The organism is Curtobacterium sp. MCJR17_020 (assembly GCF_003234365.2).
In the GTDB taxonomy this organism is placed as follows: Bacteria; Actinomycetota; Actinomycetes; order Actinomycetales; family Microbacteriaceae; genus Curtobacterium.
The window spans coordinates 2,973,337-3,000,035 of record NZ_CP126260.1 but is presented as its reverse complement, the minus strand read 5'-3'; the positions used below and the strand labels follow the sequence as shown (position 1 = coordinate 3,000,035).

At 69.0% G+C, this 26,699-nt stretch carries 25 protein-coding genes; 13 read left to right on the top strand and 12 right to left on the bottom strand.

Going from position 1 to position 26,699, the window contains the following annotated elements; translation table 11 throughout:
* Positions 1-172: 172 nt before the first annotated feature.
* Positions 173-1,207 (bottom strand): LacI family DNA-binding transcriptional regulator, encoded by a 1,035-nt coding sequence (locus tag DEJ14_RS14200; protein WP_111086271.1) that lies wholly within the window; start codon positions 1,205-1,207, stop codon positions 173-175.
* 191 nt (positions 1,208-1,398) lie between these two features.
* On the opposite strand from DEJ14_RS14200, the gene DEJ14_RS14195 reads away from it, so the two are divergent.
* The 4 genes from DEJ14_RS14195 to DEJ14_RS14180 all read left to right on the top strand — a co-directional run bounded on the left by DEJ14_RS14195 (position 1,399) and on the right by DEJ14_RS14180 (position 6,663).
* On the top strand, positions 1,399-2,346 hold the full coding sequence (locus DEJ14_RS14195) for a carbohydrate ABC transporter permease (RefSeq protein ID WP_111086247.1): 948 nt from the start codon (positions 1,399-1,401) through the stop codon (positions 2,344-2,346).
* Complete coding sequence (locus tag DEJ14_RS14190) at positions 2,343-3,332, top strand: carbohydrate ABC transporter permease (RefSeq protein ID WP_207906668.1); 990 nt, start codon at positions 2,343-2,345, stop codon at positions 3,330-3,332. Before DEJ14_RS14195 ends, DEJ14_RS14190 begins: the two co-directional genes overlap by 4 nt.
* A gap of 99 nt (positions 3,333-3,431) precedes the next feature.
* Positions 3,432-4,766 carry an ABC transporter substrate-binding protein gene (locus tag DEJ14_RS14185; protein ID WP_181437615.1) on the top strand — a complete coding sequence of 445 codons (1,335 nt, stop codon included), beginning with the start codon at positions 3,432-3,434 and terminating at the stop codon, positions 4,764-4,766.
* Positions 4,767-4,836: 70 nt separating this feature from the next.
* Positions 4,837-6,663 (top strand): glycoside hydrolase family 35 protein, encoded by a 1,827-nt coding sequence (locus tag DEJ14_RS14180; RefSeq protein WP_111086249.1) that lies wholly within the window; start codon positions 4,837-4,839, stop codon positions 6,661-6,663.
* Positions 6,664-6,763: 100 nt separating this feature from the next.
* On the opposite strand, the gene DEJ14_RS14175 is transcribed toward DEJ14_RS14180, so the two are convergent.
* Entirely contained in the window at positions 6,764-7,069 is a 306-nt protein-coding gene (locus tag DEJ14_RS14175) for a biopolymer transporter Tol (RefSeq protein WP_111086250.1), read from the bottom strand.
* Positions 7,070-7,186: 117 nt separating this feature from the next.
* Here DEJ14_RS14175 and DEJ14_RS14170 point away from each other — a divergent pair, with 117 nt between their 5' ends.
* The 3 genes from DEJ14_RS14170 (at position 7,187) to DEJ14_RS14160 (ending at position 9,427) form a co-directional block, all read left to right on the top strand.
* Positions 7,187-7,834: a S1 family peptidase gene (locus tag DEJ14_RS14170; protein WP_111086251.1), complete on the top strand. Its 648-nt coding sequence runs from the start codon at positions 7,187-7,189 to the stop codon at positions 7,832-7,834.
* Entirely contained in the window at positions 7,831-8,292 is a 462-nt protein-coding gene (locus DEJ14_RS14165) for a hypothetical protein (protein ID WP_146249811.1), read from the top strand. The genes DEJ14_RS14170 and DEJ14_RS14165 overlap by 4 nt, the downstream gene beginning before the upstream one ends.
* Positions 8,293-8,353: 61 nt before the next feature.
* Entirely contained in the window at positions 8,354-9,427 is a 1,074-nt protein-coding gene (locus DEJ14_RS14160; RefSeq protein WP_111086252.1) for a spore photoproduct lyase family protein, read from the top strand.
* On the opposite strand, the gene DEJ14_RS14155 is transcribed toward DEJ14_RS14160, so the two are convergent.
* Entirely contained in the window at positions 9,415-10,071 is a 657-nt protein-coding gene (locus tag DEJ14_RS14155) for a TetR/AcrR family transcriptional regulator (protein WP_111086253.1), read from the bottom strand. The two genes, DEJ14_RS14160 and DEJ14_RS14155, sit on opposite strands and share 13 nt — an antisense overlap.
* Before the next feature lie 92 nt (positions 10,072-10,163).
* Between DEJ14_RS14155 and DEJ14_RS14150 the strand changes: the two genes are divergently transcribed.
* On the top strand, positions 10,164-10,511 hold the full coding sequence (locus tag DEJ14_RS14150; RefSeq protein WP_111086254.1) for a DoxX family protein: 348 nt from the start codon (positions 10,164-10,166) through the stop codon (positions 10,509-10,511).
* A gap of 22 nt (positions 10,512-10,533) precedes the next feature.
* Here the strand turns inward: DEJ14_RS14150 and DEJ14_RS14145 are convergent, their stop codons facing one another.
* The gene (locus DEJ14_RS14145) at positions 10,534-11,634 is read right to left on the bottom strand and encodes an SDR family oxidoreductase (protein WP_111086255.1); all 1,101 of its coding nucleotides are present in this window, start codon (positions 11,632-11,634) and stop codon (positions 10,534-10,536) included.
* A gap of 128 nt (positions 11,635-11,762) precedes the next feature.
* On the opposite strand from DEJ14_RS14145, the gene DEJ14_RS14140 reads away from it, so the two are divergent.
* Together DEJ14_RS14140 and DEJ14_RS14135 are read left to right on the top strand one after the other, a co-directional pair.
* Entirely contained in the window at positions 11,763-12,347 is a 585-nt protein-coding gene (locus tag DEJ14_RS14140; protein ID WP_181437616.1) for a nucleotidyltransferase domain-containing protein, read from the top strand.
* Entirely contained in the window at positions 12,347-12,745 is a 399-nt protein-coding gene (locus DEJ14_RS14135) for a hypothetical protein (RefSeq protein WP_146249812.1), read from the top strand. Before DEJ14_RS14140 ends, DEJ14_RS14135 begins: the two co-directional genes overlap by 1 nt.
* A gap of 11 nt (positions 12,746-12,756) precedes the next feature.
* On the opposite strand, the gene DEJ14_RS14130 is transcribed toward DEJ14_RS14135, so the two are convergent.
* The gene (locus DEJ14_RS14130; RefSeq protein WP_111086258.1) at positions 12,757-13,155 is read right to left on the bottom strand and encodes a DUF3253 domain-containing protein; all 399 of its coding nucleotides are present in this window, start codon (positions 13,153-13,155) and stop codon (positions 12,757-12,759) included.
* Between the two features lie 81 nt (positions 13,156-13,236).
* Here DEJ14_RS14130 and DEJ14_RS14125 point away from each other — a divergent pair, with 81 nt between their 5' ends.
* Positions 13,237-14,574, top strand: a complete 1,338-nt coding sequence (locus DEJ14_RS14125) for an alpha-amylase family glycosyl hydrolase (protein ID WP_258373338.1) — start codon at positions 13,237-13,239, stop codon at positions 14,572-14,574.
* A gap of 91 nt (positions 14,575-14,665) precedes the next feature.
* On the opposite strand, the gene mmsB is transcribed toward DEJ14_RS14125, so the two are convergent.
* From mmsB to chvE, 3 genes are all read right to left on the bottom strand, one after another.
* The gene (gene mmsB, locus DEJ14_RS14120; protein ID WP_111086259.1) at positions 14,666-15,847 is read right to left on the bottom strand and encodes a multiple monosaccharide ABC transporter permease; all 1,182 of its coding nucleotides are present in this window, start codon (positions 15,845-15,847) and stop codon (positions 14,666-14,668) included.
* Complete coding sequence (gene mmsA / locus DEJ14_RS14115) at positions 15,834-17,384, bottom strand: multiple monosaccharide ABC transporter ATP-binding protein (protein WP_111086260.1); 1,551 nt, start codon at positions 17,382-17,384, stop codon at positions 15,834-15,836. Before mmsA ends, mmsB begins: the two co-directional genes overlap by 14 nt.
* Positions 17,385-17,486: 102 nt before the next feature.
* The gene (gene chvE, locus DEJ14_RS14110) at positions 17,487-18,617 is read right to left on the bottom strand and encodes a multiple monosaccharide ABC transporter substrate-binding protein (protein WP_111086261.1); all 1,131 of its coding nucleotides are present in this window, start codon (positions 18,615-18,617) and stop codon (positions 17,487-17,489) included.
* 181 nt (positions 18,618-18,798) lie between these two features.
* Here chvE and DEJ14_RS14105 point away from each other — a divergent pair, with 181 nt between their 5' ends.
* Positions 18,799-19,848: a LacI family DNA-binding transcriptional regulator gene (locus DEJ14_RS14105; protein ID WP_111086262.1), complete on the top strand. Its 1,050-nt coding sequence runs from the start codon at positions 18,799-18,801 to the stop codon at positions 19,846-19,848.
* A 158-nt stretch (positions 19,849-20,006) separates the two neighbouring features.
* Here the strand turns inward: DEJ14_RS14105 and DEJ14_RS14100 are convergent, their stop codons facing one another.
* The 4 genes from DEJ14_RS14100 to DEJ14_RS14085 form a co-directional block, all read right to left on the bottom strand.
* Complete coding sequence (locus tag DEJ14_RS14100; protein WP_111086263.1) at positions 20,007-20,960, bottom strand: carbohydrate ABC transporter permease; 954 nt, start codon at positions 20,958-20,960, stop codon at positions 20,007-20,009.
* Between the two features lie 3 nt (positions 20,961-20,963).
* Positions 20,964-21,932, bottom strand: a complete 969-nt coding sequence (locus DEJ14_RS14095) for a carbohydrate ABC transporter permease (protein ID WP_111086264.1) — start codon at positions 21,930-21,932, stop codon at positions 20,964-20,966.
* Positions 21,933-22,006: 74 nt separating this feature from the next.
* Positions 22,007-23,314, bottom strand: a complete 1,308-nt coding sequence (locus DEJ14_RS14090) for an ABC transporter substrate-binding protein (protein WP_111086274.1) — start codon at positions 23,312-23,314, stop codon at positions 22,007-22,009.
* Positions 23,315-23,318: 4 nt separating this feature from the next.
* Positions 23,319-25,310, bottom strand: a complete 1,992-nt coding sequence (locus tag DEJ14_RS14085) for a glycoside hydrolase family 127 protein (RefSeq protein ID WP_111086265.1) — start codon at positions 25,308-25,310, stop codon at positions 23,319-23,321.
* 147 nt (positions 25,311-25,457) lie between these two features.
* On the opposite strand from DEJ14_RS14085, the gene DEJ14_RS14080 reads away from it, so the two are divergent.
* The gene (locus DEJ14_RS14080; protein WP_111086266.1) at positions 25,458-26,471 is read left to right on the top strand and encodes a LacI family DNA-binding transcriptional regulator; all 1,014 of its coding nucleotides are present in this window, start codon (positions 25,458-25,460) and stop codon (positions 26,469-26,471) included.
* Positions 26,472-26,699: the final 228 nt, after the last annotated feature.

Genomic DNA, 26,699 nt, shown 5'->3' with positions numbered 1-26,699 from the left:
TGGCACCGTGCCTCCCGTCCGGTGGGTCCAGGGATTGCGGGCCGAGTCTCGGCCTGGGCGACACTTCTCGCGCCCGCGGTCGCAAGATCGGTCGCTCACCGCGAGTCTCGGGGCGCGGCCAGCGACCCGCGGCCGGGCCGCGTCAGCGCGCGGCGGGCGGGGGCGCAGCGCGTCAGCGCGCGGCGGGCGGGGGCGCGGTGCTCGACCGCTCGACCAGGCGCACGGGCACCAGGTCGGGGGCGGAGGACACGGACTCGCCGCCGATCTGGGCGAGCAGGTTCGCGACGGCTCGGCGCCCGACCTCGTCGAAGGACTGGTGCACGGTGGTGAGCGGCGGCCAGAAGGAGTCGGACTCGGGGGAGTCGTCGAACCCCACCACGCTGAGCGACGACGGCACGGGTCGCCCGAACTCGTGCGCGGCGCGGAGCACCCCGAGCGCGGTCTGGTCGTTGGCGGCGAAGACGGCGGTGATGTCCGGGCGTGCGGCGATGGTGAGGCCGGCACGGTAGCCGGAGTCGGTGCTCCACCCGCCGTGGAACACCGGCGGGACGTGTCGACCGGCGCGCTCGAGGGTGTCCTGCCACGCGGCCAACCGGCGTGCGGCGGAGTACGACGAGGTCGGTCCGGCGACGTGCCAGACCGTCTCGTGGCCGAGGTCGAGCAGGTGCTGGGTGGCCTGGCGCGCGCCGTCGGTCTGGTCGGTGTCGATCGCGGGGTGGTCGGTGCTGCCGGTGGAGTCGATGATGACCATGGGCACACCGTCGGGCAGCACCACCTCGGCCGTGTCGATGATGTGCGACTCGATGATGATCACGACGCCGTCGACGGCCTGTTCGTGCAGGCGGGAGAACGCGGAGCGCACGCCCTCTTCGGTGCGCGAGGCCATCGGCAGCAGGGTGATCGTGAAGTCGGCGGTACCGGCGGCGTCGGCGATCGCCTCGAGCGTGCGCATGTTGCCGAAGGACGCGAGCGTGAACATGATCACGCCGATGGTGCGGAAGCGTCCGGATCGCAGGGCCCGTGCGGCACGGTTGGGCCGGTAGCCCAGGGTGTCCATCGCGCGCTGCACGCGGTCGCGGGTGTCCGGGCTGACGTTGTCGAACCCGCGGGCGACGCGCGAGACGGTCTGCATCGAGACCCCGGCGGCGTCGGCGACGGCGGCCATCGAGGGGGAGCGGCGGGTGCCGGCGGGGGACTCGGTCGTCATCGGCTCGAGCTCCTTCCGTTGCGGGATCACGCAGTCTGCGTTCCCGGACGCTAGCGCATGTTGACGTTGCCATGCTATCGTCCTGACGTTCGATGTTGACGTCAACATCTGCGACCGCCAGAGCGCCCGTCACCGGGCCCGGGCCGCGACCGAGACACCGGACACCCGAACGCAGCAGACGAAGGAGTCACATGAGCACGCTCGCAGCGCGGCCCGGCGAGGCAGCCGCAGCGCAGCCGGCAGCCCCCCGCCCGGCCGGTCGCCGGACCAAGGCGCGGGGGCGCTACACCGGCTGGCTGTTCGTCGGCCCCTTCGTGGTCGTCCTGATCGCCATGCTCATCGTCCCGATCGGCTACGCCCTGTGGCTCAGCCTGTTCCGCGACCAGCTCATCGGCGGCAACCAGTTCGTCTGGTTCGCCAACTACGTCCAGCTCTTCCAGGACGCCAAGTTCTGGTCCGGCTTCGGTCGGGTCGCGATCTTCCTGGTCGTCCAGGTGCCGATCATGCTCGGGCTCGCACTCGTGGCCGCCCTGGCCCTCGACAGTGCACGGCTCTGGGGCACGAGCTTCTTCCGCATCGCGGTGTTCCTGCCCTACGCCGTCCCCGGTGTCGTCGCGGCCCTGATCTGGGGCTTCATCTACGGCAACCAGTTCGGCCTGACCGGTGCGGCGAACGACGCGCTCGGCATCGACCTGCTGCAGCCGTTCAGCCCCAGCTGGGTGCTGACCTCCATCGGCAACGTGGTCACGTGGGAGTTCCTCGGCTACAACATGCTGATCTTCTACGCCGCACTCCGCACGGTCCCCGGTGAGCTGTACGAGGCCGCCGAGCTCGACGGCGCCGGCCCCCTGCGCACGGTCTTCTCGATCAAGCTCCCGGCCCTGCGCGGCCCGATGGTCATCGCCACGATCTTCTCGATCATCGGCAGCTTCCAGCTCTTCAACGAGCCGAACCTGCTGAAGACCCTGGCCCCGAACGTCATCGGCAGCGCCTTCACCCCGAACATGTACGCCTACTCGCTGTCCTTCAGTGGCCAGCAGTTCAACTACTCGGCCACCGTCGCGATCGTGATGGGCGTGATCACCGCGGTGATCGCCTACGTCGTCCAGGTCCGCGGAACCCGCCAGGAGAACCGATGAGCACCATCCAGCACCCCGCGACCGGCGCCGCCGGGCCGGCCACGGTCACCGAGGCGACCACGACGCAGCGCGACCCGCGCACCCGCTCGACCCGGGCCTCCAGGAAGGCCGAACGGAAGGCCGAGCAGCACGTCGACGGACGCAAGCCGAAGCGTTCCGGCCTGCTGACCGCCGTCATGGTCGTCTTCGTCGTCTACTCGTTCGCGCCGCTGTTCTACCTGCTCGTGAACAGCACGAAGACGCAGGCGTCGCTGCTCTCCACGTTCGGGCTCTGGTTCGGCGGGGACTTCAACCTCTGGCAGAACATCGTCGACACCGTCACGTACAACGACGGCATCTTCCTGCAGTGGTTCGGCAACACGCTGCTCTACGTGGTCGTCGGTGCCGGTGGCGCCACGCTGCTCGCGACCGTCGCCGGCTACGGCATGGCGAAGTTCCAGTTCCCCGGACGCCGCGCGGTGTTCGCCATCGTGCTCGGTGCCATCGCGGTCCCCGGCACGGCCCTGGCGGTCCCGACCTTCCTGCTCTTCTCGCAGGTCGGCCTGACCAACACCCCGTGGTCGATCATCCTGCCGTCGCTCATCAGCCCGTTCGGCATGTACCTGATCTGGACCTACGCGGTCGACGCGATCCCTGCCGAGCTCCTCGAGGCCGCCCGCATGGACGGCGCCGGCGAGTTCCGGATCTTCTTCACCATCGCGCTCCGCCTGCTCGCTCCCGGTGTCGTCACCGTCCTGCTCTTCGCGGTCGTCGCCACCTGGAACAACTACTTCCTGCCGCTCATCATGCTGAGCGACCCGAAGTGGTACCCCCTGACGGTCGGCCTGAACCAGTGGAACGCCCAGGCCACCGGGTCCGGCGCGCAGCCGATCTACAACCTCGTCGTCACGGGATCGCTCCTCACGATCATCCCGATCGTGGTCGCGTTCCTCTTCCTCCAGCGCTTCTGGCAGTCCGGCCTCGCGGCCGGGTCCGTCAAGGCCTGATCCGTCGGACGGGAGGCCCGTGGCGAGCCCGCCACGCGCCCTCCGGTCCGGAACACAGCAGCCCTACCCCCTCTCCACGAAGAAGTGAAAGGCACCCCCATGAACAAGCGTCTCCGGCGCGGGCTCAGCGCCCTCGCCATCGGCGTCACCGCCACGATCGCCCTCGCCGCCTGCGCGTCCGGCGGCTCGTCCTCCGGTGGCTCGTCCGACGACATCACCAAGGCGCTGAAGGACGGTGGCACCCTGACCTACTGGTCGTGGACCCCCTCCGCCAAGGCCCAGGTCGCCGCGTTCGAGAAGCAGTACCCCAAGGTGAAGGTCAAGCTCGTCAACGCCGGCACCGGCGCCGACCAGTACACCAAGCTGCAGAACACCGTGAAGGCCGGCTCGGGCGCCCCCGACGTCGCCCAGGTCGAGTACTTCGCCCTGCCGCAGTTCGCCCTGTCCGACTCGCTCCTCGACCTGTCCGGCTACGGCTTCGACTCGCTCGAGGACAAGTTCGCGAAGAGCACCTGGAGCTCGGTGTCGATCGACGACAAGGTCTACGGCCTGCCCCAGGACTCCGGCCCCATGGCGCTGTTCTACAACAAGACGGTCTTCGACAAGCACGACATCGCCGTGCCGAAGACCTGGGACGAGTACGTCGCCGCCGCGAAGAAGCTGCACGAGGCCGACCCGAACGCCTACATCGCGGCCGACTCCGGCGACGCCGGCTTCACCACGAGCATGATCGCCCAGGCCGGTGGCACCCCGTTCACCACCGACGGCGACAAGGTCACGATCAACCTGCAGGACGCCGGCAGCAAGAAGTGGACGAGCACCTGGAACGAGCTCGTCGAGCAGGGCCTGCTGTCGAAGACGGTCGGCTGGACCGACGACTGGTACAAGCAGCTCGGCAACGGTGAGATCGCCACGATGATCACCGGCGCCTGGATGCCCGGCAACCTGGAGTCCGGCGTCGCCCAGGCCTCGGGTGACTGGCGCGTCGCCCCGATGCCGACCTACGACGGCGGCACCGCCCAGACCGCGAACAACGGCGGCAGCGCCGAGGTCGTCATGAAGCAGTCGAAGAACCCGGCCCTCGCCGCGGGCTTCCTGAAGTGGCTGAACTCGTCGAAGGAGTCGACCGGCGTCTTCATGAAGTCCGGTGGGTTCCCCTCGACGACCGCTGACCTCGACTCGTCGGCCTTCCTCGACGAGAAGCCGTCCTACTTCGGTGGGCAGCAGATCAACAAGGTGCTCGTCGACGCGTCGAAGTCCTCGGACAACGACTTCACCTACCTGCCGTACCAGGTGTACGCGAACAGCGTCTACGCCGACACCGTCGGTCAGGCGTACGAGAACGGCACCTCGCTCGACGCCGGCCTCGAAGCCTGGCAGAAGGCCCTCGCCAAGTACGGCAAGGACCAGGGCTTCACGGTCTCGACCAAGTAGCACCGGCACCAACTCCCCGGGGTCGTGCGGACATCGTCCGCACGACCCCGCTGTCTGAAAGAGTCATCTCATGCGATTCGCCATCGGCGACACCGACTTCCTGCTCGACGGCGAGCCGCACCGCGTGCTGTCCGGTGCGATCCACTACTTCCGCGTGCACCCCGACCTGTGGGCCGACCGGATCCGCAAGGCGAAGCTGATGGGCCTCAACACCATCGAGACCTACGTCGCCTGGAACGCGCATGCGCCGTCGCCCGACGTCTTCGACCTGACCGGCGGGCTCGATCTCGGCCGGTTCCTCGACCTGGTCGCCGCCGAGGGCATGCACGCCATCGTCCGACCCGGCCCCTACATCTGCGCGGAGTGGACCAACGGCGGCCTGCCGTACTGGCTCTTCGCCGACGGCACCGTCGGGGTCCGCCGCGACGAGCCGGGGTTCCTCGCAGCAGTTTCCTCGTACTTGCAGGCGTTGGCGCCGGTGCTGGTCCCGCGGCAGATCGACAACGGCGGACCCATCGTGCTCGTGCAGGTCGAGAACGAGTACGGCGCGTACGGCTCCGACCCCGTGTACCTGCAGAAGCTCGAGCAGATGCACCGGGCGATCGGGCTGACCGTTCCCTTCACGAGCGTCGACCAGCCGATGGGCACGATGCTCGAGGACGGTTCGCTGCCGTCGCTGCACAAGACGGGCTCGTTCGGCTCGCGGTCCGCCGCGCGCCTCGAACGCCTGCGGCAGGCCCAGCCCACCGGCCCCCTGATGTGCTCGGAGTTCTGGGACGGCTGGTTCGACAGCTGGGGCGAGCACCACCACACCACACCGGCGTCCGCCAGTGCCGATGACCTCGACGTCCTGCTCGCCGCCGGCGGCTCAGTGAACATCTACATGTTCCACGGCGGCACGAACTTCGGCTTCACCAACGGCGCGAACGACAAGGGCGTGTACCGGCCGATCGCGACGTCGTACGACTACGACGCCCCGCTCGACGAGGCGGGTCGGCCGACGTCGAAGTTCCACGCCTTCCGCGCGGTCATCGAGCGCTACGCGCCCGTGCCGCCGTTGCCGGCGTCGATGGAGCCGGGTGGGTCGGGTCGCCTCGGATCCCACGACCGTTCGGGCGACCGGGAGGCCCGGATCGCCCCCGCCACGGACCTCGCCGTCCGCCTCGACCGCGTCGCGTCGCTCCGCTCCCTGCTGCCCACGCTGACGACGTGGTCGGCGCACGACGAGCCGCCGACGTTCGACGCCCTCTGTGCAGCCAGCGGCTTCGTCCTGTACCGGGCCGAGGTCGACCTGCCCACCGGCGGAGTGCTCACCATCGGGGAAGAGGTCCGCGACCGCGCGATCGTGTCCGTCGACGGTGTCGTCGTCGGCGTCCTGGAGCGCGAGCACCACGACCGCGCCGTCGTCCTGCCGCCGGTGACCGGCACGCTCGAACTGCTCGTCGAGGACCAGGGCCGGGTCGACTACGGCGTCCGCATCGGCGAACCGAAGGGCCTGATCGGCGGGGTCGCCGTCGACGGTGTCCCGCTGTCGCGCTGGACCGCGGCACCGTTGGCGCTCGACCCGATCGCCCCGTCCGCCCTCGATGCGCTGTCCGCCGTGGAACCGGCCGACGGCGAGGTGCTCGCCGGACCGACGTTCGCCACGGGGTCGTTCGACCTCGACGCGGTGGACGACCGCTACCTGTCGCTCGACGGCTTCCGCAAGGGTGTCGCGTGGGTGAACGGGTTCTGCCTCGGTCGGTACTGGTCGCGCGGCCCGCAGCAGACCCTGGCGATCCCCGGCCCGGTCCTGCGCCAGGGCCGGAACGACCTCGTCGTCCTCGAGCTGCACGCGTCGGCATCCCGCACGGCCCACTTGCTCCTCGAGCCGAACTTGGGCCACACCGAGGGCTGACGCAGCCCCCGGCGTACCTGGTCGAATCGGGCGTACCTGGTCGGAACTCCCGATCAGGTATGCCCGACTCCGCTTTCCACCGCGGGCGTCATGGGAGCAATCAGTCGGCGTCGAGCGCGTCCAGGTCGGCGATGGCGCGCTCGGCGTCGGCGATCCGATCGGCCTCAGGGCGCGTCCACCACTCCGGGCCGCGTTCGCCCAGACCGTGCTTCGCGAGCCCGTTCCGGTGCCGAGCCGCGGCCAGCGCAGCGTCGTCGCCGGCGCGCTTCGCGGTCTTCACCGCGTTGCGCCCGCGCCCCAGGTGGGAGCGGAGCGCGGCCGCGAGTTCCTCGGGCAGGGCCGGGTCGGTGCGGCGCCAGCGTCGGCCGTTCACCACGAAGTAATGGTCGTCGGCTTCGGCGGTCATGCCTTCATCGTGCCAGTTACCAGTTACCAGTTACCAGTGGCGGAAGCGAGATGTGCGTGTGAAGATCTACATAAGTGAAATTGACTAGTTGGCCTGGCGAACAAGAGAGAAACGAAGATGCAAGATCTGAGCCAAGTTGTGTACGCTATCGGCCGATCTACTCCATCCGGTGTTCAGATCCTCGGCACGGCTTTCGCGGTCGCATTCAACCGGATAGCGACGGCCTTCCATGTTGTCGGAGGGGACGACAGCAATCTCGTCCTGATTCTGCCTCGCATGAGTAGTTTCGATGATTACCAGGACACCACCGACGGAGTCCTCAAACTTTATCCAGTGACGATCGCTGCGGCAGACCCTCTGCATGACCTCTGCGTGCTGGGACTCGCTGATGGATTTGTTTCGTTCGGCTATTCTCTCGGTGGGGCTGATGACGTGAGGGTGGGCGAGAGTCTTGTTACGCTGGGTTTTCCTCATGCAAATATGGGAAGGCTGGTACTTACGCAGCAGCAAGCCGCCGTCGGAGCTCGTGTTCTGATCGACAATCGTGGCGAGAAAAACAAGCACATTGTTATGAACGTGCAAGCACGCGAGGGTCAGTCCGGCGGTCCCGTTTTCGATTCCGCCATGAAAAAAGTGGTAGCGGTTCTCTTGGGGAGCTATGCTCCGGCGGGAGGCGGCGGAATCTCTCTAGGTGGTGTCGATCCTCATACTCTTCATCAGACAACTCATGCGATTTCCGCTGAGTACCTGAAGGCGATGCTATGAGCGATGTCAACGAACTTCTCTCTGGATCGCCCGATGAGTGGCTACTGGCTCTACCTGGTTACCAGGCTCAGGGGGTTGCCCAGCTGCTCAGGCATCGCAGCCCCGAAGAGGCTGCAATCTCGTGGATGTCGGGAGCTGGTTCCAATGACACCGCGCCGTTTGGCGGCCTGAAAAATGCCGCTAGCTTGCTTTATCGAAATGTTCTAGTTGAGATCCGAAAACTCCTCTGTGGGGATCGGTCTTACCAGGAAGAGCGACAACAAGTGCTATCGCTCGCTGGCGCAGGGAAAACTGCGATCGTTGCTGCGATCTCCGTAGCGATCGGGCCGCATCTTGGCACAGCTGCCGTGTTCATCGCTCCGGTTGTGGCGATTATCCTTTCTATCGTCGCACGCGCGAGTACTTCCACCGTCTGTGAAGCGATGGCGGACCTAATTGATGGCCAAGGAGATAGTTGAAGGCCTCGGGCAGTCTTGGTCCGAGTCTGCACCGTCAGTGGTCCCCGGTAGACAGGAGTCGATGAGCAACGACCGCGCCCGCCCGATGCTCGACGTCCGTCGGATCTACGCCGAGCCCGCTGCCCTCGAACTGCAGCGCGGGCAAGAGGTGATCGGGCGCTGGCCGGACGCCGAGATCGTGCCGGTGGAGTCCCACTGGAACATCCCCGAGGTGCACGGCGATGAGCGCAACGTGCAGCGGTGGGTCCGGATCAAGACCGAGGCGCTGGTGCTCGGCGTGAAGAAGTCGTTGATCACGCGACCGAACGGCCGCTCCGCCGACTTCATCGCGCCCTCGACGGCGAACGGCTGTGCGATGGCGTGTGCGTACTGCTACGTCCCGCGGCGCAAGGGCTACAGCAACCCCGTCACGGTGTTCGCCAACATCGACCAGATCACGAAGCACGTCGCTCGCAACATCGCGAAGCAGGGGCCGAAGACCGAGCCGAACCAGTGCGATCCCGAGTCGTGGGTGTACGACATCGGCGAGAACAGCGACTGCTCGGTCGACGCGATGATCAGCGACAACGTCCGCGACCTGTGCGACCTGTTCCGGATGACCCCGACGGCGAAGGCGTCCTTCGCGACGAAGTACGTCAACCGCGAGTTGCTCGACTGGGACCCGATGGGCCGCACGCGCATCCGGTTCTCGCTCATGCCGCACGACACCGCGAAGGTCACCGACATCCGGACGAGTCCCGTCGCCGATCGGATCGCTGCGGTGAACGAGTTCGTCGACGCCGGCTACGAGGTCCACCTGAACTTCTCGCCCGTCATCGTCACCCCGACGTGGGAGTCCGACTGGACCGAGCTGCTGCGGCAGGTCGACGACGTACTGTCACCGGCCGCCAAGGCGCAGATCGCGGCCGAGGTGATCTTCCTCACGCACAACCAACCCCTGCACGAGGTCAACCTCGGCTGGCACCCGAAGGCCGAGGACCTGCTCTGGCGCCCCGACCTGCAGGAGCAGAAGGTGTCGCAGAACGGCGCGGTGAACGTCCGCTACCGGTCCGGGATGAAGGGGCAGCTCGTCGAGCGCTTCCGCGAGCTCGTCGCCGAGCACCTGCCGTCCTGTCGGATCCGCTACGCCTTCTGACGGCCGGCGGGCTGGTGGCGCTCCGCCAGGGCCCGACGGACCTGGTCGCCGCGCAGGGGGCGTCCGGCCAGCACGCCGCGCGGGACGTCCGCCGCCCGGAACCCGTCGAGCACCAGGTCCACCCAGCGTCGGTACGCCTCGGGTGCGACCCGGCCGAAGGTGCGGATCGTCTCCGCGATCGACAGCTGCAGGAGTGCAACGTCGGCCAGGGTGGCGTCGGCGCGGATGACCGCGGCCGCCTGTCCGGCTGTGAAGAGGGCGTCGATCCCGTCCTGCACGGCGATGCGGAGCCGGAGGAGTTCCGGAGCGTCGCGGTAGTCGGTGGTCATGAGTTCGCTGAACCCGGTGCGGCGCGCCTCGATCGCCGCCGTCTCGCGGACGAAGGTCGCGAAGCCCTCCCACGGGTCCGAGGCGGACAACTCGCGGCAGTGCTCGACGAGGTCGAGCACCTCGTGCATCGGCTCGACCAGCACGGCTTCCCACAGCGCCGCGCGGGTCGGGAAGTGCCGGTACAGGGTCGCGTTGCCGAGTCCCGCTGCGACCGCGATCGGTTCCAGTGCAGCCTGGAGGCCGTGGTCGGTGAACGCGGACCGGGCCGCGTCGACGAGCGCCTGACGGTTCCGGGCGACGTCTCGGCGGGTCATGCACCGAGCCTAGATCGCGTGGCCGGGAATACGGGGAGCAGTCTCCGGTTTGAAACGGGGACAACCATCCGTTTCACCACCTGGAGTTCCCCGTGCACATCGCTGCCGTCGTCCTGTCCCTCGTCCTCGCCGTGGCCCTGCTCGGGTCGGGCGTCATGAAACTCGTCCGCAACCCGAAGATCGTCGCTTCGATGCAGGCCGTCCACGTCACCCCCGCGCAGATGACGGTCCTCGGAGTGCTCGAGGTCGCCGCTGCCGCCGGGCTCGTCATCGGCGTCTGGTGGGTCCCGCTCGCCATTGCCGCGGCCGTCGGCGCGGTGGTCTACTTCGTCGGTGCCGTGGTGGCGCACCTCCGAGCGCACGACCGCGACCTGCAGGGCGCCGTCGTCCTGCTGGTGCTGTCGGTCGCGACGCTCGAGGTGCTCCTGCTCGCGCTGTAGCCCGCTGTTCCGGGCCGACGGCTCAGGGGATGAGTCGATCGGCCCGGTAGTGCGCGAACAGGTCGGCGAACGCGCGTTCGGTCCGGCGGAAGGCCGTGAACCCGGCCTCGCGGCTCTTCCCCATGTCGGTGACGACCTCCATCGCGCGGCCGAGGTCGGCGTCGGTGTGCCACCACGAGGCGAGCCGCGTGATGTCCGCCTCCGCCAGACCGTGTCGCTCGGCGATGCCGGCCCACTCCGACTCGTACGGTGCCATCTGCTGCTCGAGCGGTCGCGGCTCGTCCTGGTACCCGACCACACGCGCCGGGTCGACGCCGAGGTGTGCAGCCAGGCGCGGCCACATCCAGCGCCACCGGAAGACGTCGCCGTTCACGATGTTGAAGGCCTCGTCGGCACCCTCGGGTGCGGTCGCTGCCCAGACCATCTGCTCGGCGAGGATCCCCGCCTCGGTCATGTCGGTCAGGCCGTTCCACTGCGCCTCGCTGCCCGGGAACACGAAGTCCAGGTCGAGCTCCTTCGCGAGGGTCGCCTGCACCGCGATCGTCAGGCCCATGTTCATCGCGTTGCCGACGGCGTGCCCGATCACGGTGTGCGAGCGGTGCACCGACCACGTGAAGCCTTGGCGCTCGGCGGCGGCGAACAGCTCGTCCTCCTGCGCGTAGTAGAAGTTCGGCGTGTCCAGGCGGGGTTCTTCCTCGTGGAAGGGCGTGTCCGGCATCTCGCCGGCGGCGTAGGCCTCGAACGGGCCGAGGTAGTGCTTCAGCCCGGTCACGAGCGCGACGTGCGCCAGCGGAGCATGCGCGAGTGCAGCGAGCAGGTCGCGGACCATGCCGCCGTTCACACGGATGTTCTCGGCTTCGGTCTCCTGCCGCTGCCACGCGGTGAAGAACACGTGCGTGGGGCGTTCGTCTGCCAGCGCGGCGCCGAGGCTGTCAGGATCGCGGAGGTCCGCGGCGACGGTCCGGACGTCCTGCAGGGGGAGCGGTCGGCGGGACAGCGCGGTCACGTCCCAGCCGAGGTCGAGCAGGTGGCCCACCAGGGCGGACCCGGTGATGCCACTCGCTCCCACGACGAGGGCACGAGGCTGGACGGGGGTCGGTTCGGTCGATCCGGTTGCAGTCATCCCCGTCCCCAACCGACGGTGCACGACAGGTGTTCCCTCACCGCGGGCGGCAACCGGGCGGTGTACACGAATCCGCCCCATGTGGACTCAAAATCGGTACACTGCTTCCGGAGGCCAGCATGCAACTCGTGAAACCACTCGCCACACTCCTCGGTGCCACCCAGGCAGACGCACTCCGAGTGCTCGCCCGGACCGATTCCGGCATGACCGGCCGCCAGGTGGCGCGAGTCGCCGGCGCCGCACAGCACACCGGCATCAAGCGGGCACTCGACAAGCTGGAGCAAGCGGGCCTCGTCTGCGTGGAACGTGGCCTGCAGCACTCGGCGTACCGGGTGAACCGCGAGCACCTGCTCTGGCCAGCGGTCGAACTCGGCCTCGATGCTGGTGACGAACTCGAGCGTCGGATCGCAGCGTTCGTCGAGTCTGCAGGTGCGGGGGTGCTCTCGGTGTCGATCTTCGGCTCCGTCGCTCGCGGCACCGCCACCCCCGCATCCGACCTCGATCTGCTCGTCGTGTTCGCTGACACCGTCGACACCGAAGTGGTCGTCCGCCTCGGCGATCTGATTCGGCGATGGACCGGGAACGAGTGTCAGGTCTTCGACGTCACCCGTGCAGACCTCCGCCGATTCGTCGCCGAGGGCGACCCGCTGGTCGGCTCGTGGCGTGACGAGGCCCGGACCGTCTTCGGCGAGGAGATCAGGACGCTCATCTGATGGCCCGTCGAGTGCGGGCAGTTGACCGGCGAGCCGTCGAGATGCGACGAGACGAGGCGGCGTCCTACCTCGAAGTCGCCCAGATGTACGCCGAGTCGGCCAGCCACGCTGACTGGAAAACCGCCGGCGCGAATGCCGTGCTGGGAGGCATCGCAGCATCCGATGCGATCTACGGCGCCGTGCTCGGGTACCACCACATCGGGGACGACCACGCGGCGGCGCGGCGGCTGCTCGACGAAGCCTGCGCCCCGGACACCCGGCCGGGGTTGCACTTCAAGCGTCTGACCGACGAGAAGACCCACTTCCAGTACTCGTCGTCACGAGTGACGCAGGAGAAGACCCGTGCACTCGTCACGGCACTCGAACGGCTCGTTCGGACGCTGCACGAGCGCCTCTGAGGGCCCGCGGCTCACCGCGGTCGACGGATGCGGATCGGACCCTTCGCAGTCGACGGGTCCACGACGGAGCCGCCCTGGGTGATCTCGACCTCGCCGCGCGCCATCATGCGCTGGGCTGCTCGGCGGGCGGGTTCCATGAGCGGGCGCCAGTCGTCCGGTTCGAGCGACCGCGCGACTTCGGACGGGCAGATGCTCGAGGTGCGTGCCCGTGCGGCGAGCAACTCGTCGATGCGCTGTTCGAGTGCCAGGTCCGTCCGGTCCACTCCGTGGCGGCGGCAGGCACGGGAGCACCACTTGGCCTCGTGAGCCGCCGACGACGGCATCCGACGGCCGCACGACGCACAGGTCCGATCGGCCTGTTCCGACTCCGACGCCGCAGCGTCCGCTTCCGTCCTGATCGCACGTCCCATGCCCACATCCTCGTCCCGCCGCCCCTGTCCGTTCCCAGCACCGGCGCACCCGGCTCAGGTCCGGCTGGCAGCATCGGAGCGGTGAGCACCGACACCGCACCGATCCGTCCGCCCGAGCCCGCGTGGGTCCCGCACGTCATGTGGTGGCACGTGTACCCGCTCGGGTTCGTCGGGGCGGACGTCCGCCCGGGGGCGCCGGTCGAGGAGCGTGCCGTCGAGCACCGTCTCGGCCGCATCGAACCCTGGCTCGACCACGTGCTGGACCTCGGCTTGAACGGCCTGGTGCTCGGGCCGGTGTTCGCGAGCTCCACCCATGGCTACGACACGGTGGACCACTTCCGGATCGATCCCCGACTCGGCGACGACGCCGACTTCGACCGCCTGGTGTCGGCGGCGCACGAGCGGGGGGTCCGGGTCCTGCTCGACGGTGTCTTCAACCACGTCGGCCGTGAGCACCCGGCGTTCCGGGCGCTCGAAGAAGCAGGACCGGACGCGGCCACTGCCGGCCTGTTCGCGATCGACTGGTCGGGGTGGACGCCGGGCCAGCCGGTGCCCGTCGGGCTGTTCGAGGGACACGACATCCTCGTGGCGCTGGACCACGGCAGCCGAGCGACCGAGGACCTCGTCGTCCAGATCATGACGCACTGGCTGGAGCGCGGGATCGACGGCTGGCGCCTCGACGCGGCGTACGCGGTGCCACCGGCCTTCTGGTCCAGGGTGCTGCCGCGGGTGCGCGAGCGGTTCCCGGACGCGTGGTTCAGCGGCGAGGTGATCCACGGCGACGCGGCGGCGATCGCGCGGGAGTCGACCATGGACTCGTTGACGCAGTACGAACTGTGGCAGGGCATCTGGCACGGCATCGCGGACGGCAACGGCCACGAACTGGCGCACGCGATCGAGCGGCACGACGCCCTGCTCGCGACGTTCGCCCCGACGACCTTCATCGGCAACCACGACGTCACCCGCATCGCGAGCGCGGTGGGGGAGGAGTTCGCCGGGCACGCGGCAGCGGTGCTGTTCACCGTCGCCGGCACCCCGATCGTCTACGCGGGCGACGAGTACGGCTGGACCGGGGTGAAGGAGGAACGCGAGGGTGGCGACGACGCGGTCCGACCGGAGTTCCCGGACGCACCACCCGCAGCGGGCGATCTGACGCACGCGTACGAGGCCCTGATCGCCCTGCGCCGCCGCAACCCGTGGTTGCACCGGGCGCACACCGACGTGGTGCACCTGACGAACACGGTGGTCGTCCTGCGGACCGCGACGTCGGACGCGGCCGTGGTGACCGCCCTGAACCTGTCGGCCGATCCCGTCGAGGTGCCCGCGGCGGATGCGACGCAGGTGGAGGCGGGCGGCGCGGATCTCGGGGACGGAACCCTGCGCCTCCCGGCCAGGGGGTGGGCGGTCCTGTCCCGCTGACGCAACGAGACTCGGGCTGGGCGACAGTCCTCGCGCCTGGTGACGCGAGTCGTGTCGCTCAGCCCGAGTCTCGGGGGGAGCGGCGGACGCCCTACTTGCGCGCGGCAGCCGCCCGACGCTTGTTGAACACGTCGAACGCGACGGCGGCGAGCAGGACCAAGCCCTTGATGAGCGACTGGTACTCGGTGCCGACGCCGAGGATCGACATGCCGTTGTTGAGCAGACCGATGATGAGACCACCGACGATGGCACCCGGCACGGTGCCGATGCCGCCGGTGACCGCTGCGCCACCGATGAACACCGCGGCGATGGCGTCGAGCTCGAAGCCGTTGCCCGCACCGGGTGCCGCCAGGTTGAGCTGGCCGGTGAAGACCACGCCGGCCAGGGCCGAGATGACACCCATGTTGACGAACAGCATGAACGTGACGCGCTTCGTCTTCACGCCGGACAGCTGCGCGGCCAGGGCGTTGCCGCCGATGGCGTAGACGTGGCGACCGAACACCGCGCTCCGCATGATGACCGAGTAGATCACCACGAGCGCGCCGAGGATGACGAGCACGATCGGGGTGCCGTTGTAGCTCGCGAGCAGCAGGGCCACGTAGACGACCAGCACGACGCCGAAGACGAGCTTCACGATGAACCAGGCGAACGGTTCGCTCTCGAGCTGGTACTTGCGGCGGGTGGCTCGGCCGCGGAACGCCGTGACGGCCATGACGGCCGCGGCGGCGAATCCGAGGATCATCGTGAGCGGCTCGTACCCGGTGGTTCCGAACGACGGCAGGAAGCCGGAGCCGAGGGCACGGAACCCGTCCGGGAACGGCGAGATCTGCTGGTTGTGCAGCACGATCTGCGCCGCACCGCGGAAGGCGAGCATGCCGGCCAGGGTGACGATGAACGCCGGGATCCCGAAGTAGGCGATCCAGAACCCCTGCCAGGCGCCCACGAGCGCACCGACGACCAGGCAGAGCACGACGGCGATCGGCCACGGGATGTGCCACTGCGTGATCATCACGCCGGCCATGGCGCCGGTGAAGGCGACGACCGACCCGACGGACAGGTCGATGTGCCCGGCGATGATGACCATCACCATGCCGATGGCGAGGATGAGGATGTAGCTGTTCTGGACGATCAGGTTCGAGACGTTGATCGGGGCCAGGGTGATGCCGTTGGTCGTCACCTGGAAGAAGACGACGATGACGATCAGCGCGATGAACAGGCCGATCTGTCGGAGCTGCCCGGTGAGGTAGCCGGCGGCGGACTTAAGCGCGTTCATTGACAGGGGTCTCCCGTTCCTGGGTCATGTACTGCATGAGGACCTCTGGGGTGGCCTCGGAGCGGGGCACATCGGCGGTGATGGTGCCCTCGGAGAGTGTGTAGATGCGGTCGCAGATGCCGAGGAGCTCCGGGAGCTCCGAGGAGATCACGATGACCCCCTTGCCCTGGTCCGCGAGGCTGTTGATGATCGTGTAGATCTCGTACTTCGCACCGACGTCGATGCCGCGGGTCGGCTCGTCGAGGATGAGCACGTCCGGGTCGGTGTACATCCACTTCGACAGGACGACCTTCTGCTGGTTGCCGCCGGAGAGCTTGCCCGTGATGACGTCGACGTTCGGTGCCTTGATGTTGAGGTTCTTCAGGAACTGCCCGGCGACCGTGGTCTCCTCCGATGCGTTCACGAAGCCCCAGCTGGCGAGCTTGCCGAGCGCCGACCCGGAGATGTTCCGTTTGATGTCGTCGATCAGGTTCAGGCCGTAGCGCTTGCGGTCCTCGGTGACGTACGCGATGCCGTGGTCGATCGCCTGCGACACCGTGTGGGTCTTGATCGGCTCGCCGCGCTTGTAGACGGTCCCGCTGATGCCGGATCCGTACGACCGGCCGAACACGCTCATCGCGAGTTCGGTCCGCCCGGCGCCCATGAGCCCGGCGATGCCGACGATCTCGCCGGCGCGCACGTTCAGGTCGACCTGGTGGATGATCTCGCGCGACCCGTCGAGCGGGTGGTGGACCGTCCAGTCCTCGATCCGCAGGAGCTCCTCGCCGATCTTCGGCTCGTGCTCGGGGTACCGGTTCGACAGGTCGCGGCCGACCATCCCGCGGATGATGCGGTCCTCGGAGACGTCGTCGGCGTGCATGTCGAGCGTCTCGATGGTCTTGCCGTCGCGGATGATCGTGACCTTGTCGGCGATCGCCTTGATCTCGTTGAGCTTGTGGCTGATGATGATCGCCGTCATGCCCTCGGCCTGCAGCGAGCGGATGAGCTCGAGCAGGTGCGCGGAGTCGTCGTCGTTCAGGGCGGCGGTGGGCTCGTCGAGGATGAGGAGCTTGACCTTCTTCGACAGCGCCTTCGCGATCTCGACGAGCTGCTGCTTGCCGACACCGATGTCCACGATCTTCGTGACCGGGTTGTCCTTGAGGCCGACGCGCTGCAGGAGCTCGGCGGCTGCCAGGTTCGTCTTGTTCCAGTCGATGAAGCCGCCCTTGGACCGCTCGTTGCCGAGGAAGATGTTCTCGGCGATCGACAGGAACGGGCTCAGCGCGAGCTCCTGGTGGATGATGACGACGCCAGCGGCTTCGGAGTCGTTGATGTCCGCGAACGAGACAGGTGCGCCGTCGAGCAGGATCTCGCCCTCGAAGGAGCCGTGCGGGTAGACGCCCGACAACACCTTCATGAGGGTCGACTTGCCGGCGCCGTTCTCGCCGCAGATGGCGTGGACCTGTCCACGCTCGACCTCGATCGAGACGCCCTGCAGGGCCTTCACGCCGGGGAACGTCTTGGTGATGTCACGCATCTCGAGGATCGTGTCCGTCACGTCGACCGCCTTCCGTGGTGCGCGCCGTGGCGCGCGGATGGGGCGGACGGGAGGCACGGGGCGGGGTCGACCCGTGCCTCCTGTCCGACAGGTGGGTTGCGACTACTTCAGGTCGGCTTCGGTGTAGTAGCCGGAGTCGACGAGGACTTCCTTGTAGTTGTCCTTCGTGACGACCGTCGGCTGGAACAGGAAGGTCGGGACGACCTTGACCTTGTTGTCGTAGCTCTTCGTGTCGTTGACCTCGGGCTTGTCACCGGTGAGCAGGTCCTCGGCCATGGTGACCGACTGCTTGGCGAGCTTGCGGGTGTCCTTGTAGATGGTCGAGTACTGCTGACCGGCGATGATCGACTTGACCGAGGCCGCCTCGGCGTCCTGGCCCGTCACGATCGGCAGCGGACGGTCGCTGGTGCCGTAGCCGGCACCCTGCAGCGCCGAGATGATGCCGATCGAGATGCCGTCGTACGGCGAGAGCACGCCGTCGAGCGTGGTGCCACCCGAGTACGACTTCGCGACCAGGTTCTGCATGCGGGCCTTGGCGGTCGCCGGGTCCCACTGCTGCGTGGCGGCCTGCGAGAGCTGGTCCTGACCCGACTGGATCTTCAGCGTGCCGTCCTCGAGGTACGGCTTGAGGGTCTTCATGGCGCCGTTGAAGAAGAAGCTCGCGTTGTTGTCGTCGAGCGAGCCGGCGAAGACCTCGATGTTGAACGGGCCCTTCTCGCCGGTCTTCTCGCCCTTGTCGTCGAGGACGCCGAGGCCGGTGAGCAGGCTCGTCGCCTGGTCGACGCCGACCTTCTCGTTGTCGAACGACACGTAGTAGTCGACGTTCTTGTTGCCCGTCAGCAGACGGTCGTAGGAGATCACCTTGATGCCGGCCTTGGCGGCGGCGTCGAGCTGGTCGGAGAGTGCTCCGCCGTCGATCGACGCGATGATGAGGACCTTCGCACCCTTCGTGATCATGTTGCTGACCTGCTGGGCCTGCTGCTGGACCTTGTTGTCGCCGTACTCGAGGTCGACCTTGTAGCCGGCCTTCTCGAGGTCGCTCTTGACGGCGTCGCCGTCCTTGATCCAGCGTTCCGAGACCTTGGTCGGCATGGCGACGCCGACGAGGGCGCCCTTGTTGTCGTTGCTGCTGCCGCCGCCGTCGGTGGACGCGCGGCCACCGGCCGAGCAGCCGGCGAGTGCGATCGCGATGCCGAGGGCTGCAACGCCCGCGATGATCCTGCGCTTCGTCATCGAAGTACCTCTGTTCCTCTCGCGTCGTCCTCGACGCGCTCAGGTGCCGGGGCTGCTGTGCCCCGAGGGATGTGCTCGTGTGAGCGCTCACATACTGGGGCTTTCGTAACGGGGTGTCAACTCGACCTGACCGTTTCGCGATCTTGCCGCGCGGGCCGGACTGCGCGGTACGGTTGGCCTCGTGACGACCACGACCGCCCCAGGGGGCACGGGCGGCAAACGCCGGAAGGCTCCGACGATCTTCGACGTCGCCGAGCGCGCGGGCGTCTCCCACCAGACCGTCTCGCGCGTGATCAACGGCGACCCGACGGTCCGCGACGCCTTCCGCACGCAGGTCACCGACGCCGTCCACGACCTCGGCTACCGGCCCCGTGCCGCCGCCCGCGCACTCGCCGGGGGGCGGAGCCGCGCGCTCGGCATCATCACCGCCGGCGACGCGCTGTACGGTCCGTCGAGCACCGCGATCGGCTTCGAACGCGCGGCCCGGTCGGCCGGGTACCACGTGCTGCTCTCCACCCTGCCCGAGGACCCGACGCCGTCCGACCTGTCCGGCGCGCTCACGACGCTGCTCGCGCAGGACGTCGCCGCGATCGTCCTCGTCGCCGCCGACAACCGGGTGCTCGACGCCCTCGGGTCGCTCACCGTGCCGGTCACCGTGCCGGTCGTCGTGTCCAACGCCGTGCAGCGCGACGCCGTCCGGACCCCCGCGGCATCGACCGTCGCCGCGGTCGCGATCGACCAGGCCGCCGGGACGTCGCTCGTGATGGAACACCTGTTCGCGCGCGGACACCGGCGGATCGTGCACATCGCCGGCCCGCCCGTCTCGCAGGAGTCCGAGGTTCGTCGCGCCACGTACGTCCGGATCATGCAGGACGCCGGCCTCGAACCCGTCGTGCTCGACGGCGACTGGACCCCGGGGAGCGGGTTCGCGGCCGCACGGCACATCGACGTGACGGCCGTCGACGCGGTGTTCGCCGGCAACGACCAGATGGCGCTCGGGGTGCTCCACGCCTTCGCCGACGAGGGCCTGCGCGTGCCAGATGACATCGCGGTGGTCGGGTTCGACGACGTCCCGGAGGCCGCGCACTTCACACCCCCGCTGACCACCGTGCGGCAGGACTTCCGGGCGATGGGGGAGCGGGTGCTCGACACCGTGCGGGCCCTGGTCGAGGGCGAGCCGCGCGACGAGACGCTGCTGGCCCCCGAGCTCGTGGTGCGCCGCAGCACGTAGCTCGGCGGACCTCGCACGGTGCGAGGGGTGGTGTCGAACGGTGCGAGGTTCCGTGCTCCGTGCGAGCCATCGGGCCTTGCACGGAGTACGGAACCTCGCACCGGAGCGGGCCCTCGCACGGTGCGGGGCAGGCGCGGGCCGCCGGGCCGACCCGACCGTCAGCCCTTCAGCGCACCCGACGACAGGCCCGCGACGTAGAACCGCTGCAGCCCGACGTAGAGCGCGATGCACGGGATCATCGCCACGACCGACCCGGCGACGAGGTTGCCGTACGACACCTGCCCGTACGCCCCGGTCTGCAGGTTGAGCAGCGCCACCGGCAGCGTGTAGAGCGAGTCCTTCGTCAGGAACGTCAGCGCCCCGAGGAACTCGGTCCACGACGCCAGGAACGCGTACAGCGCAGCGGTGGCCGCGCCGGGCAGCAGGAGCGGGCGGAGCACCGACACGACGACCCGGAAGCGGGAGGCCCCGTCGACGAACGCCGAGTCCTCGAGCTCGGTCGGGATCGACTCGAACGCGTTCCGCATCACGAACACCCCGAACGGCAGGTTCACCGTCGTGTAGAACAGCACGAGCCCGAGCAGCGAGTTCGTGAGCTTCATGGCGTTCATCTCGAGGTACAGCGGGGTGAGGATCGCCTGGAACGGCACCATCATCGTCAGCAGCACCAGGCCGAACACGATGCCCGACCCGCGGAACCGGAAGCGGGCGAACCCGTACCCGGCCATCGTCGCGATCACGGCGGTCAGCACCGCCGTGGCGATCGACACGATCAACGAGTTGAACACGCCGGTCAGCAGGTGCGACGAGGAGCTGAAGACGGCCGCGAAGTTCTGCCAGCCGAGCTGGAAGAACGTCGCGGGGTCGGCGGCCTGCGTGATGACGGCCTCGGACTGGAACGCCCGCAGGATCGACCACAGCAGCGGGACGCCGAAGACGAGCACCGACCCGACCCCGGCGATCACGTACAGGGTGCGCTTGACGGCGGTGTCGCGGGGGTGCCGGACGCTGCCCTGGTGGTGGCGTCGACGGCGTCCGTCGCCGGTGGTGGTCAGCGCGCGGGTGGACAGGTCCGGCGCCGCGAGGCCGGCACGGGAGGTCGTGGTGCTCATGGCTCAGTCCTTCTCTCGCAGTGCCCAGAACTGGAACACCGTGACGGCGGCGATGACGACGACCAGGGCGATCGACTCGGCGGTCGCGGCGCCGAGCTGCAGGTTGACGAAGCCACGGTTGTAGATCGCGTTGACGATCGTCGTGGTCTCGGTCCCCGGCCCGCCCTGGGTCAGGATGTAGAACTGGTTGAACGCGAGCAGCGAGCCGATCACCGAGATGATGGCGCTGAGGGCGATGGTCGACCGGATCATCGGCAGGGTGATGAGCCGTTCGGTCTGCCACCAGGACGCGCCCTCGAGCTGCGCCGACTCGTACACCTCGTCGGGGATGCCCTGCATGGCCGACATCAGGAGCACCATCGTCAGGCCGGACACCGCCCAGACCACGAGCACGCAGATGAGCAGCGTGGCGAGCGGGCCGTTGACGAGCCAGGCGGTGCTGCCGTCGGTGATGCCGAGCCAGCGGAGCACCATGTTGACGGCTCCGGAGTTCGGCTGCGCCTCGAGCACGAGCATGAACGACAGCGTGGTCAGGCCGACGACGTACGGCAGGAAGAACACCGTCCGCAGCAGGGTGCTGCCCCGTCGCCGTGCCCGGATGAGCACCGCCAGGAAGTAGCCGAGCACCAGGATCGGCACCGTCACGATCGCGGTGTACAGCAGCGTGTACCCGATGGCGTGCACGAACGTCGGGTCCTGGAACAGCGTCAGGTAGTTCTGCAGCCCGATGAACCGGTACGGACCGATCAGAGGCCAGTTCGTGAACGAGATGTAGAGCGCGAACACGAGCGGGGCGAGGACGAACACCGCGACGAAGACGATCGCCGGGGTGACGAGCACGGCGCCGGCGCGCGGCGGGTGCGTGAGCGACCCGCGGGACGGACCGGGGCGGCCCGAGCGAACCGGGCGGCCGGCGCCGCGGCCGACGGTGGGGCGGCCGGCGCCGGTCCGTCGGTTGGAGATGGTGGTCATGTCTGCACCTCTCTGTGCAACGAGCGAGCGAACGAGCGAGCGAACGAACGAGCGAACAGGCGAGCGAACGACGGTCAGGCCTGGACCTGGTCGAGGATGCGGGTGTAGTCCGCCTGCGCCGTCTTCATCGCGGCAGCGGTGCCCGAGCCGAACACGGCCTCGCGGAACATCGCGAAGTACGGTGACGACGGCTGGTTGACGAGCAGGTTGTACGCCAGGGTCTGCGGCGCGTAGCCTTTGTCGATGGCGTCGAGCGGACCGAACGCCAACGGGAACCGCTTCCGGTACTCGGGCGTCGCGGCGTCGGATCGGGTGGGGAAGTACCCGCCGTCGGGCAGGGCCTGTTGCTGCTGCAGACCGTTCGCGTACTGCATGAACGCCCAGCCGCCGGACGGGTTCGCCGCCCCGTTCGGGATGCACATGTTGTCGCCACCGTCGAAGAACGACCGCTGGCCGTCCCACGACGGGATGAGCACCGTCTGCATCTTCGCCCGCATCGCCTTGGTGGCCGCGGGCACGGTGGCGCCGTACGAGGTCGGGAAGATCCCCACCTTGCCGGCCCGGAAGTCCGCGCCCCAGGTCGTGCCGGCGTCCGAGTACGTCGCCTTCGACAGCGCGCCGTCCTTCCAGAGCTGCCGGTAGAACTCGAGCATCCGTTCCAGCGCCTCGTTGCCGGTGATGTTCGCCGTCTGCTTGCCGACCTCGCCGGACATCATGTCGACGCCGGTCGCCCAGACGTGCGGCTGGGTGACGAAGCCGATGATGCCGGCGGCGTTGCCGGAGATCGACCACCCGTAGACGTCGTCGCCGGTCTTCCGGATGGCCTTCGCCGCCGCCAGCAGGGAGTCGAGGTCCTTCGTGGAGTCCTCGACGTCGAGCCCGGCCCGGTCGAACAGTTCGGTGTTGACGAACAGCTGCGAGTTGTCCGCCAGGTAGGGCAGCCCGTAGTACCGGTCGCGGTACTCGAGCAGCCGCAGGTGCCCCGGCGAGATCGCGTCGAAGTAGTCGAGGCCCGTGACGACGTCGGTCAGGTCGGCGAACGCCTCGCGGAAGATGAACAGCTGCGAGTTGATGTCGTCGATGTCCACGACGTCCGGCGGCTCACCACCGCGGATGGCCGTCGCGAGCTTCGTCACGTACTGCCCGTCCGGCACCGGGGTCAGCTCGACCTGCAGCTTCGGGTTCGCCTTGTTGAACCCGGCCACGGCCGAGGTCAGTCCGGCCTGGGTCGCGGACCGGCACCAGACGTGCACCGTGCCGGTCGCGTCCTTCCCGAAGCTCGCCACCTTCGCGTCGACCTTCGGCAGGGTGCCGGAGCACCCCGCCAGGGCGAGTGCTGCGCCGCCGGCGACACCGCCGACCAGGAACGCTCTGCGGTCCATCACGTCACCGCGCCAGCGGGAGCCACACGCGCATCGGCGCAGCCCCGCGGTTCGCCCAGGCGTAGTAGGGAACCGCGGTCGCGGTGACCGACGGGAGGCCCGTGGTGGCGCCCTGCGAGCCGGCCGCGTCGCCGACGCTGGTCGCGTCGAGAGCGTTCGTCGCGCCTCCCGGCCCGTCCAGCCGCTGGTACGGCCACGATGCCTGCTCGTGTCCGGCAGGGGCGTGTCCGGGCACGCGCAGCGTGACGATGCCGTCGAGCAGGTCGTCGCGACGTTCCTCGGTGATCGGGGCGACCGCGTCGACCGTCAGGTCGTCGACCGTGAAGCCCTGCTGGTCCGCCTGTTCCACGGCGTACACGAGGGGGCCGCGCTCGATGGCGACCTGACCGCGGGCGGCGTCGATGCGGGTGTCGGCCACGTACCGGTGCGGCGTCGTGTCGAAGACGAGCTCGACCGTGTCGCCGGCGGTCCAGTGCCGGTCGACGACGTGCAGCGTGCCCGGCTCCGGGTGCGCCGGACCGTCCGGTCCCTGCACCGTCGTCGTGTCCGACCAGACCGGGATCCGCAGGCCGAGGGCGAGCGGGCCGTCCTCGGTGACGGTGACGACCACGCGGCCGTCGTGCGGGTAGCCGGTCTCGACCGACACCGGGCCGAGGTCCGCGGTCGCGTACTGGTGGATCTGCAGGCCGCCGTCGGTCGCCGTCGCCAGGTAGCCGTCCAGGCTCGCGAACGTGCGCATGATGTTCGGCGGGCAGCAGGCGCAGTCGAACCAGCCCCGGCGCCCGTGGGCGGGGGAGCGGTTCTCGTCCTGGTGCGCGTGGTCCCGCTGCTGCAGGGGGTTCACGTAGAAGTACTCGGTGCCCGCCAGGCTCACGCCGGCCAGGAACGCGTTGTACAGCAGGCGCTCGATCGCGTCGGCGTAGACCGGCTTGCCGGTGGCGAGCAGCAGGCGCCACGCCCACTGGACACCGCCGATGGCCGCGCAGGTCTCGGCGTAGCCACGGTCGGTCGGCAGCTCGTAGGGGTCTCCGAATGCCTCCCAGTCCCAGCGCGCCCCGAGGCCGCCGGTGATGAACGCCTTCGTCGCCATCATGTCCGCGAACTGCGTCTCGCTCGCGGTCAGCAGCTCGGTGTCGCCGGTCTCGATCGCGACGTCGACGGCTCCGGCTGCCAGGTACACGGCGCGGACGGCGTGGCCCTCGACGGTCGTGGCCTGCCGGCTCGGCACCCGGTCGGAGAAGTACGTCGGCTCGCCGCCGGCGCGCTCGATGATGCCCGTGCCGCGGGCGTCGACGAACCAGTGCGCCAGGTCGAGGTAGTCGCGGTTGCCGGTCTCGCGGTACAGCTCGACCAGGCCCATCTCGACGACGGGGTGGCCGTCGACGTCGCGGGTCTTCGGCGTGCCGTCCGGTGCGGTCCCGTCGCCGAACGTGCGGACCAGGTGGTCGGCGTTCTTGATCGCGACCTCGAGCAAGCCGGTGTCGCCCGTCGCGCGGTGCTGCGCCACGGCCGCCTGGTACAGGTGCCCGGCGCAGTACATCTCGTGGCTCCACTTGAGGTCCGTGTACCGCTCGCCCTTCCCACGGATCTGCTGCACGGAGTCGAGGTAGCCGTCGTCGGCCTGCGCCTGGGCGTACAGGGCCGTGACCTCGCGCTGCAGTTCGAGCAGGTCCTCGGACGGGGCGCGGCCGTACTCCCACGCCACCGCCTCGAGCCACTTCGTCACGTCGGAGTCCATGAAGATCGGGCCGGTGGCCTCGCCCTCCTCGAGCCCCGCGGCGATGCGCAGGTTCCGGAAGTTGCCAGCGGTCTCGAGCAGGGCGTACCCGCCGCGCACCGCGTCACGGCCGTTGCGCTCCTGCCGGAGTGCCCAGAAGCCGCCGGTGATCCGGGCGTCGCCCGTCGGCAGGGGCCGGAGCGTGAGGTGCGCGTCGGCGGTCGGGAGGACCGGGGTCGCGGTGTGCGCACGGCTGTCGGTCGCGAGCGTGGTGGTCATGTCGCCTCCTTGCGATGTGACGTGATCCGTTTCGGAAAACGGTTTCTGGCGGGGACGCTACGACATCGATCCGCCGCACGCAAGTGTTGGGATCGGTTTTCTGCGTATGCTCATCGTCACGTCCTGCGATCCGGAAAGGAACTTGCCGTGACCCTCGAGCGCACCGGTGTCGACCGCGGCACGCAGCCCGTCCGGATCACCGACGTCGCCGCGCTCGCCGGGGTGTCGATCGGCACGGCGTCGAAGGCACTCAACGGCACCGGGCAGCTCCGTGACTCCACGCGGGCACGGGTCAAGGACGCCGCCGAGAAGCTGGGGTTCGTCGGTGACGCCCGGGCCCGCGCGTTGTCCTCCGGCCGGACCTACACCGTCGGCATGATCACCACCGACTCCTTCGGTCGGTTCTCGATCCCGGTGCTCCTCGGCGCCGAGGACGCCCTGTCCGCCGGGCAGATGGCGGTCCTGCTCTGCGACACCCGCGACGACCACGTCCGCGAGGCCCACTACCTCCGCTCCCTCGCAGCCCGCGGGGTCGACGGCATCATCGTGACCGGACGGTCCGCCGACCCGCGACCGCCGATCGACGTGGCGATCCCGGTCGTGTACGCGTTCACCCCGTCGACCTCGGCCGACGACGTGTCGATCACCCTCGACGACTCCGCCGGGTCCGCCCTCGTCGCCTCGCACGTGCTGACGCTCGGGCGCTCACAGGTCGCCATCGTGACCGGGCCGGCGCGCCACCAGTCGGCGGTTCGTCGTGTGTCCGGCGCGACGTCGGTGCTCGGTTCGAAGCTGGTGACCCCGCCACTGTTCGGCGAGTGGTCGGAGCGGTGGGGGCGCCAGGCCGTCGACGTGCTCGCGCGGCAGTCGCCCGACGTCGACGCGATCGTGTGCGGCAGCGACCAGATCGCCCGTGGCGTGTGCGATCGGCTCCGGGAGCTCGGGCGATCGGTCCCCGGGGACGTCGCCGTCACCGGGTACGACGACTGGGACGTGATGGCGCTCGCCTCGAGGCCACCGCTGACGACGGTGGACCTGCGGCTCGAGGAGCTCGGGCGCGTGGCCGGGCAGGCGTTGCTCGGCCTGATCGACGGCGGCGCGGCGGCCTCGGCGACGGTCACCCCGGCCCTCGTCGTCCGCGAGAGCACCGCCGGCGCGTAGCCGCCGCGTGCCCGCCCGCCCGCGCCCGCGCCGTCCGCCCCGAGGTTCCGAAATCTCGGCATCTGGGCGGGGATCCGAGCCGTTCGTGGAACCTCGGCGCACTGTCGGCGGCGTGTTGTGGCACCTCGGCGGGAGGGGGCGGGCGCGTCCTCGGCGCGGAGGAGTTCGACGGACCGCGCCGAAGGCCGCCGCCCGGGGTTGCCGCTCGGCGCCCGGGGTTCCGAGATT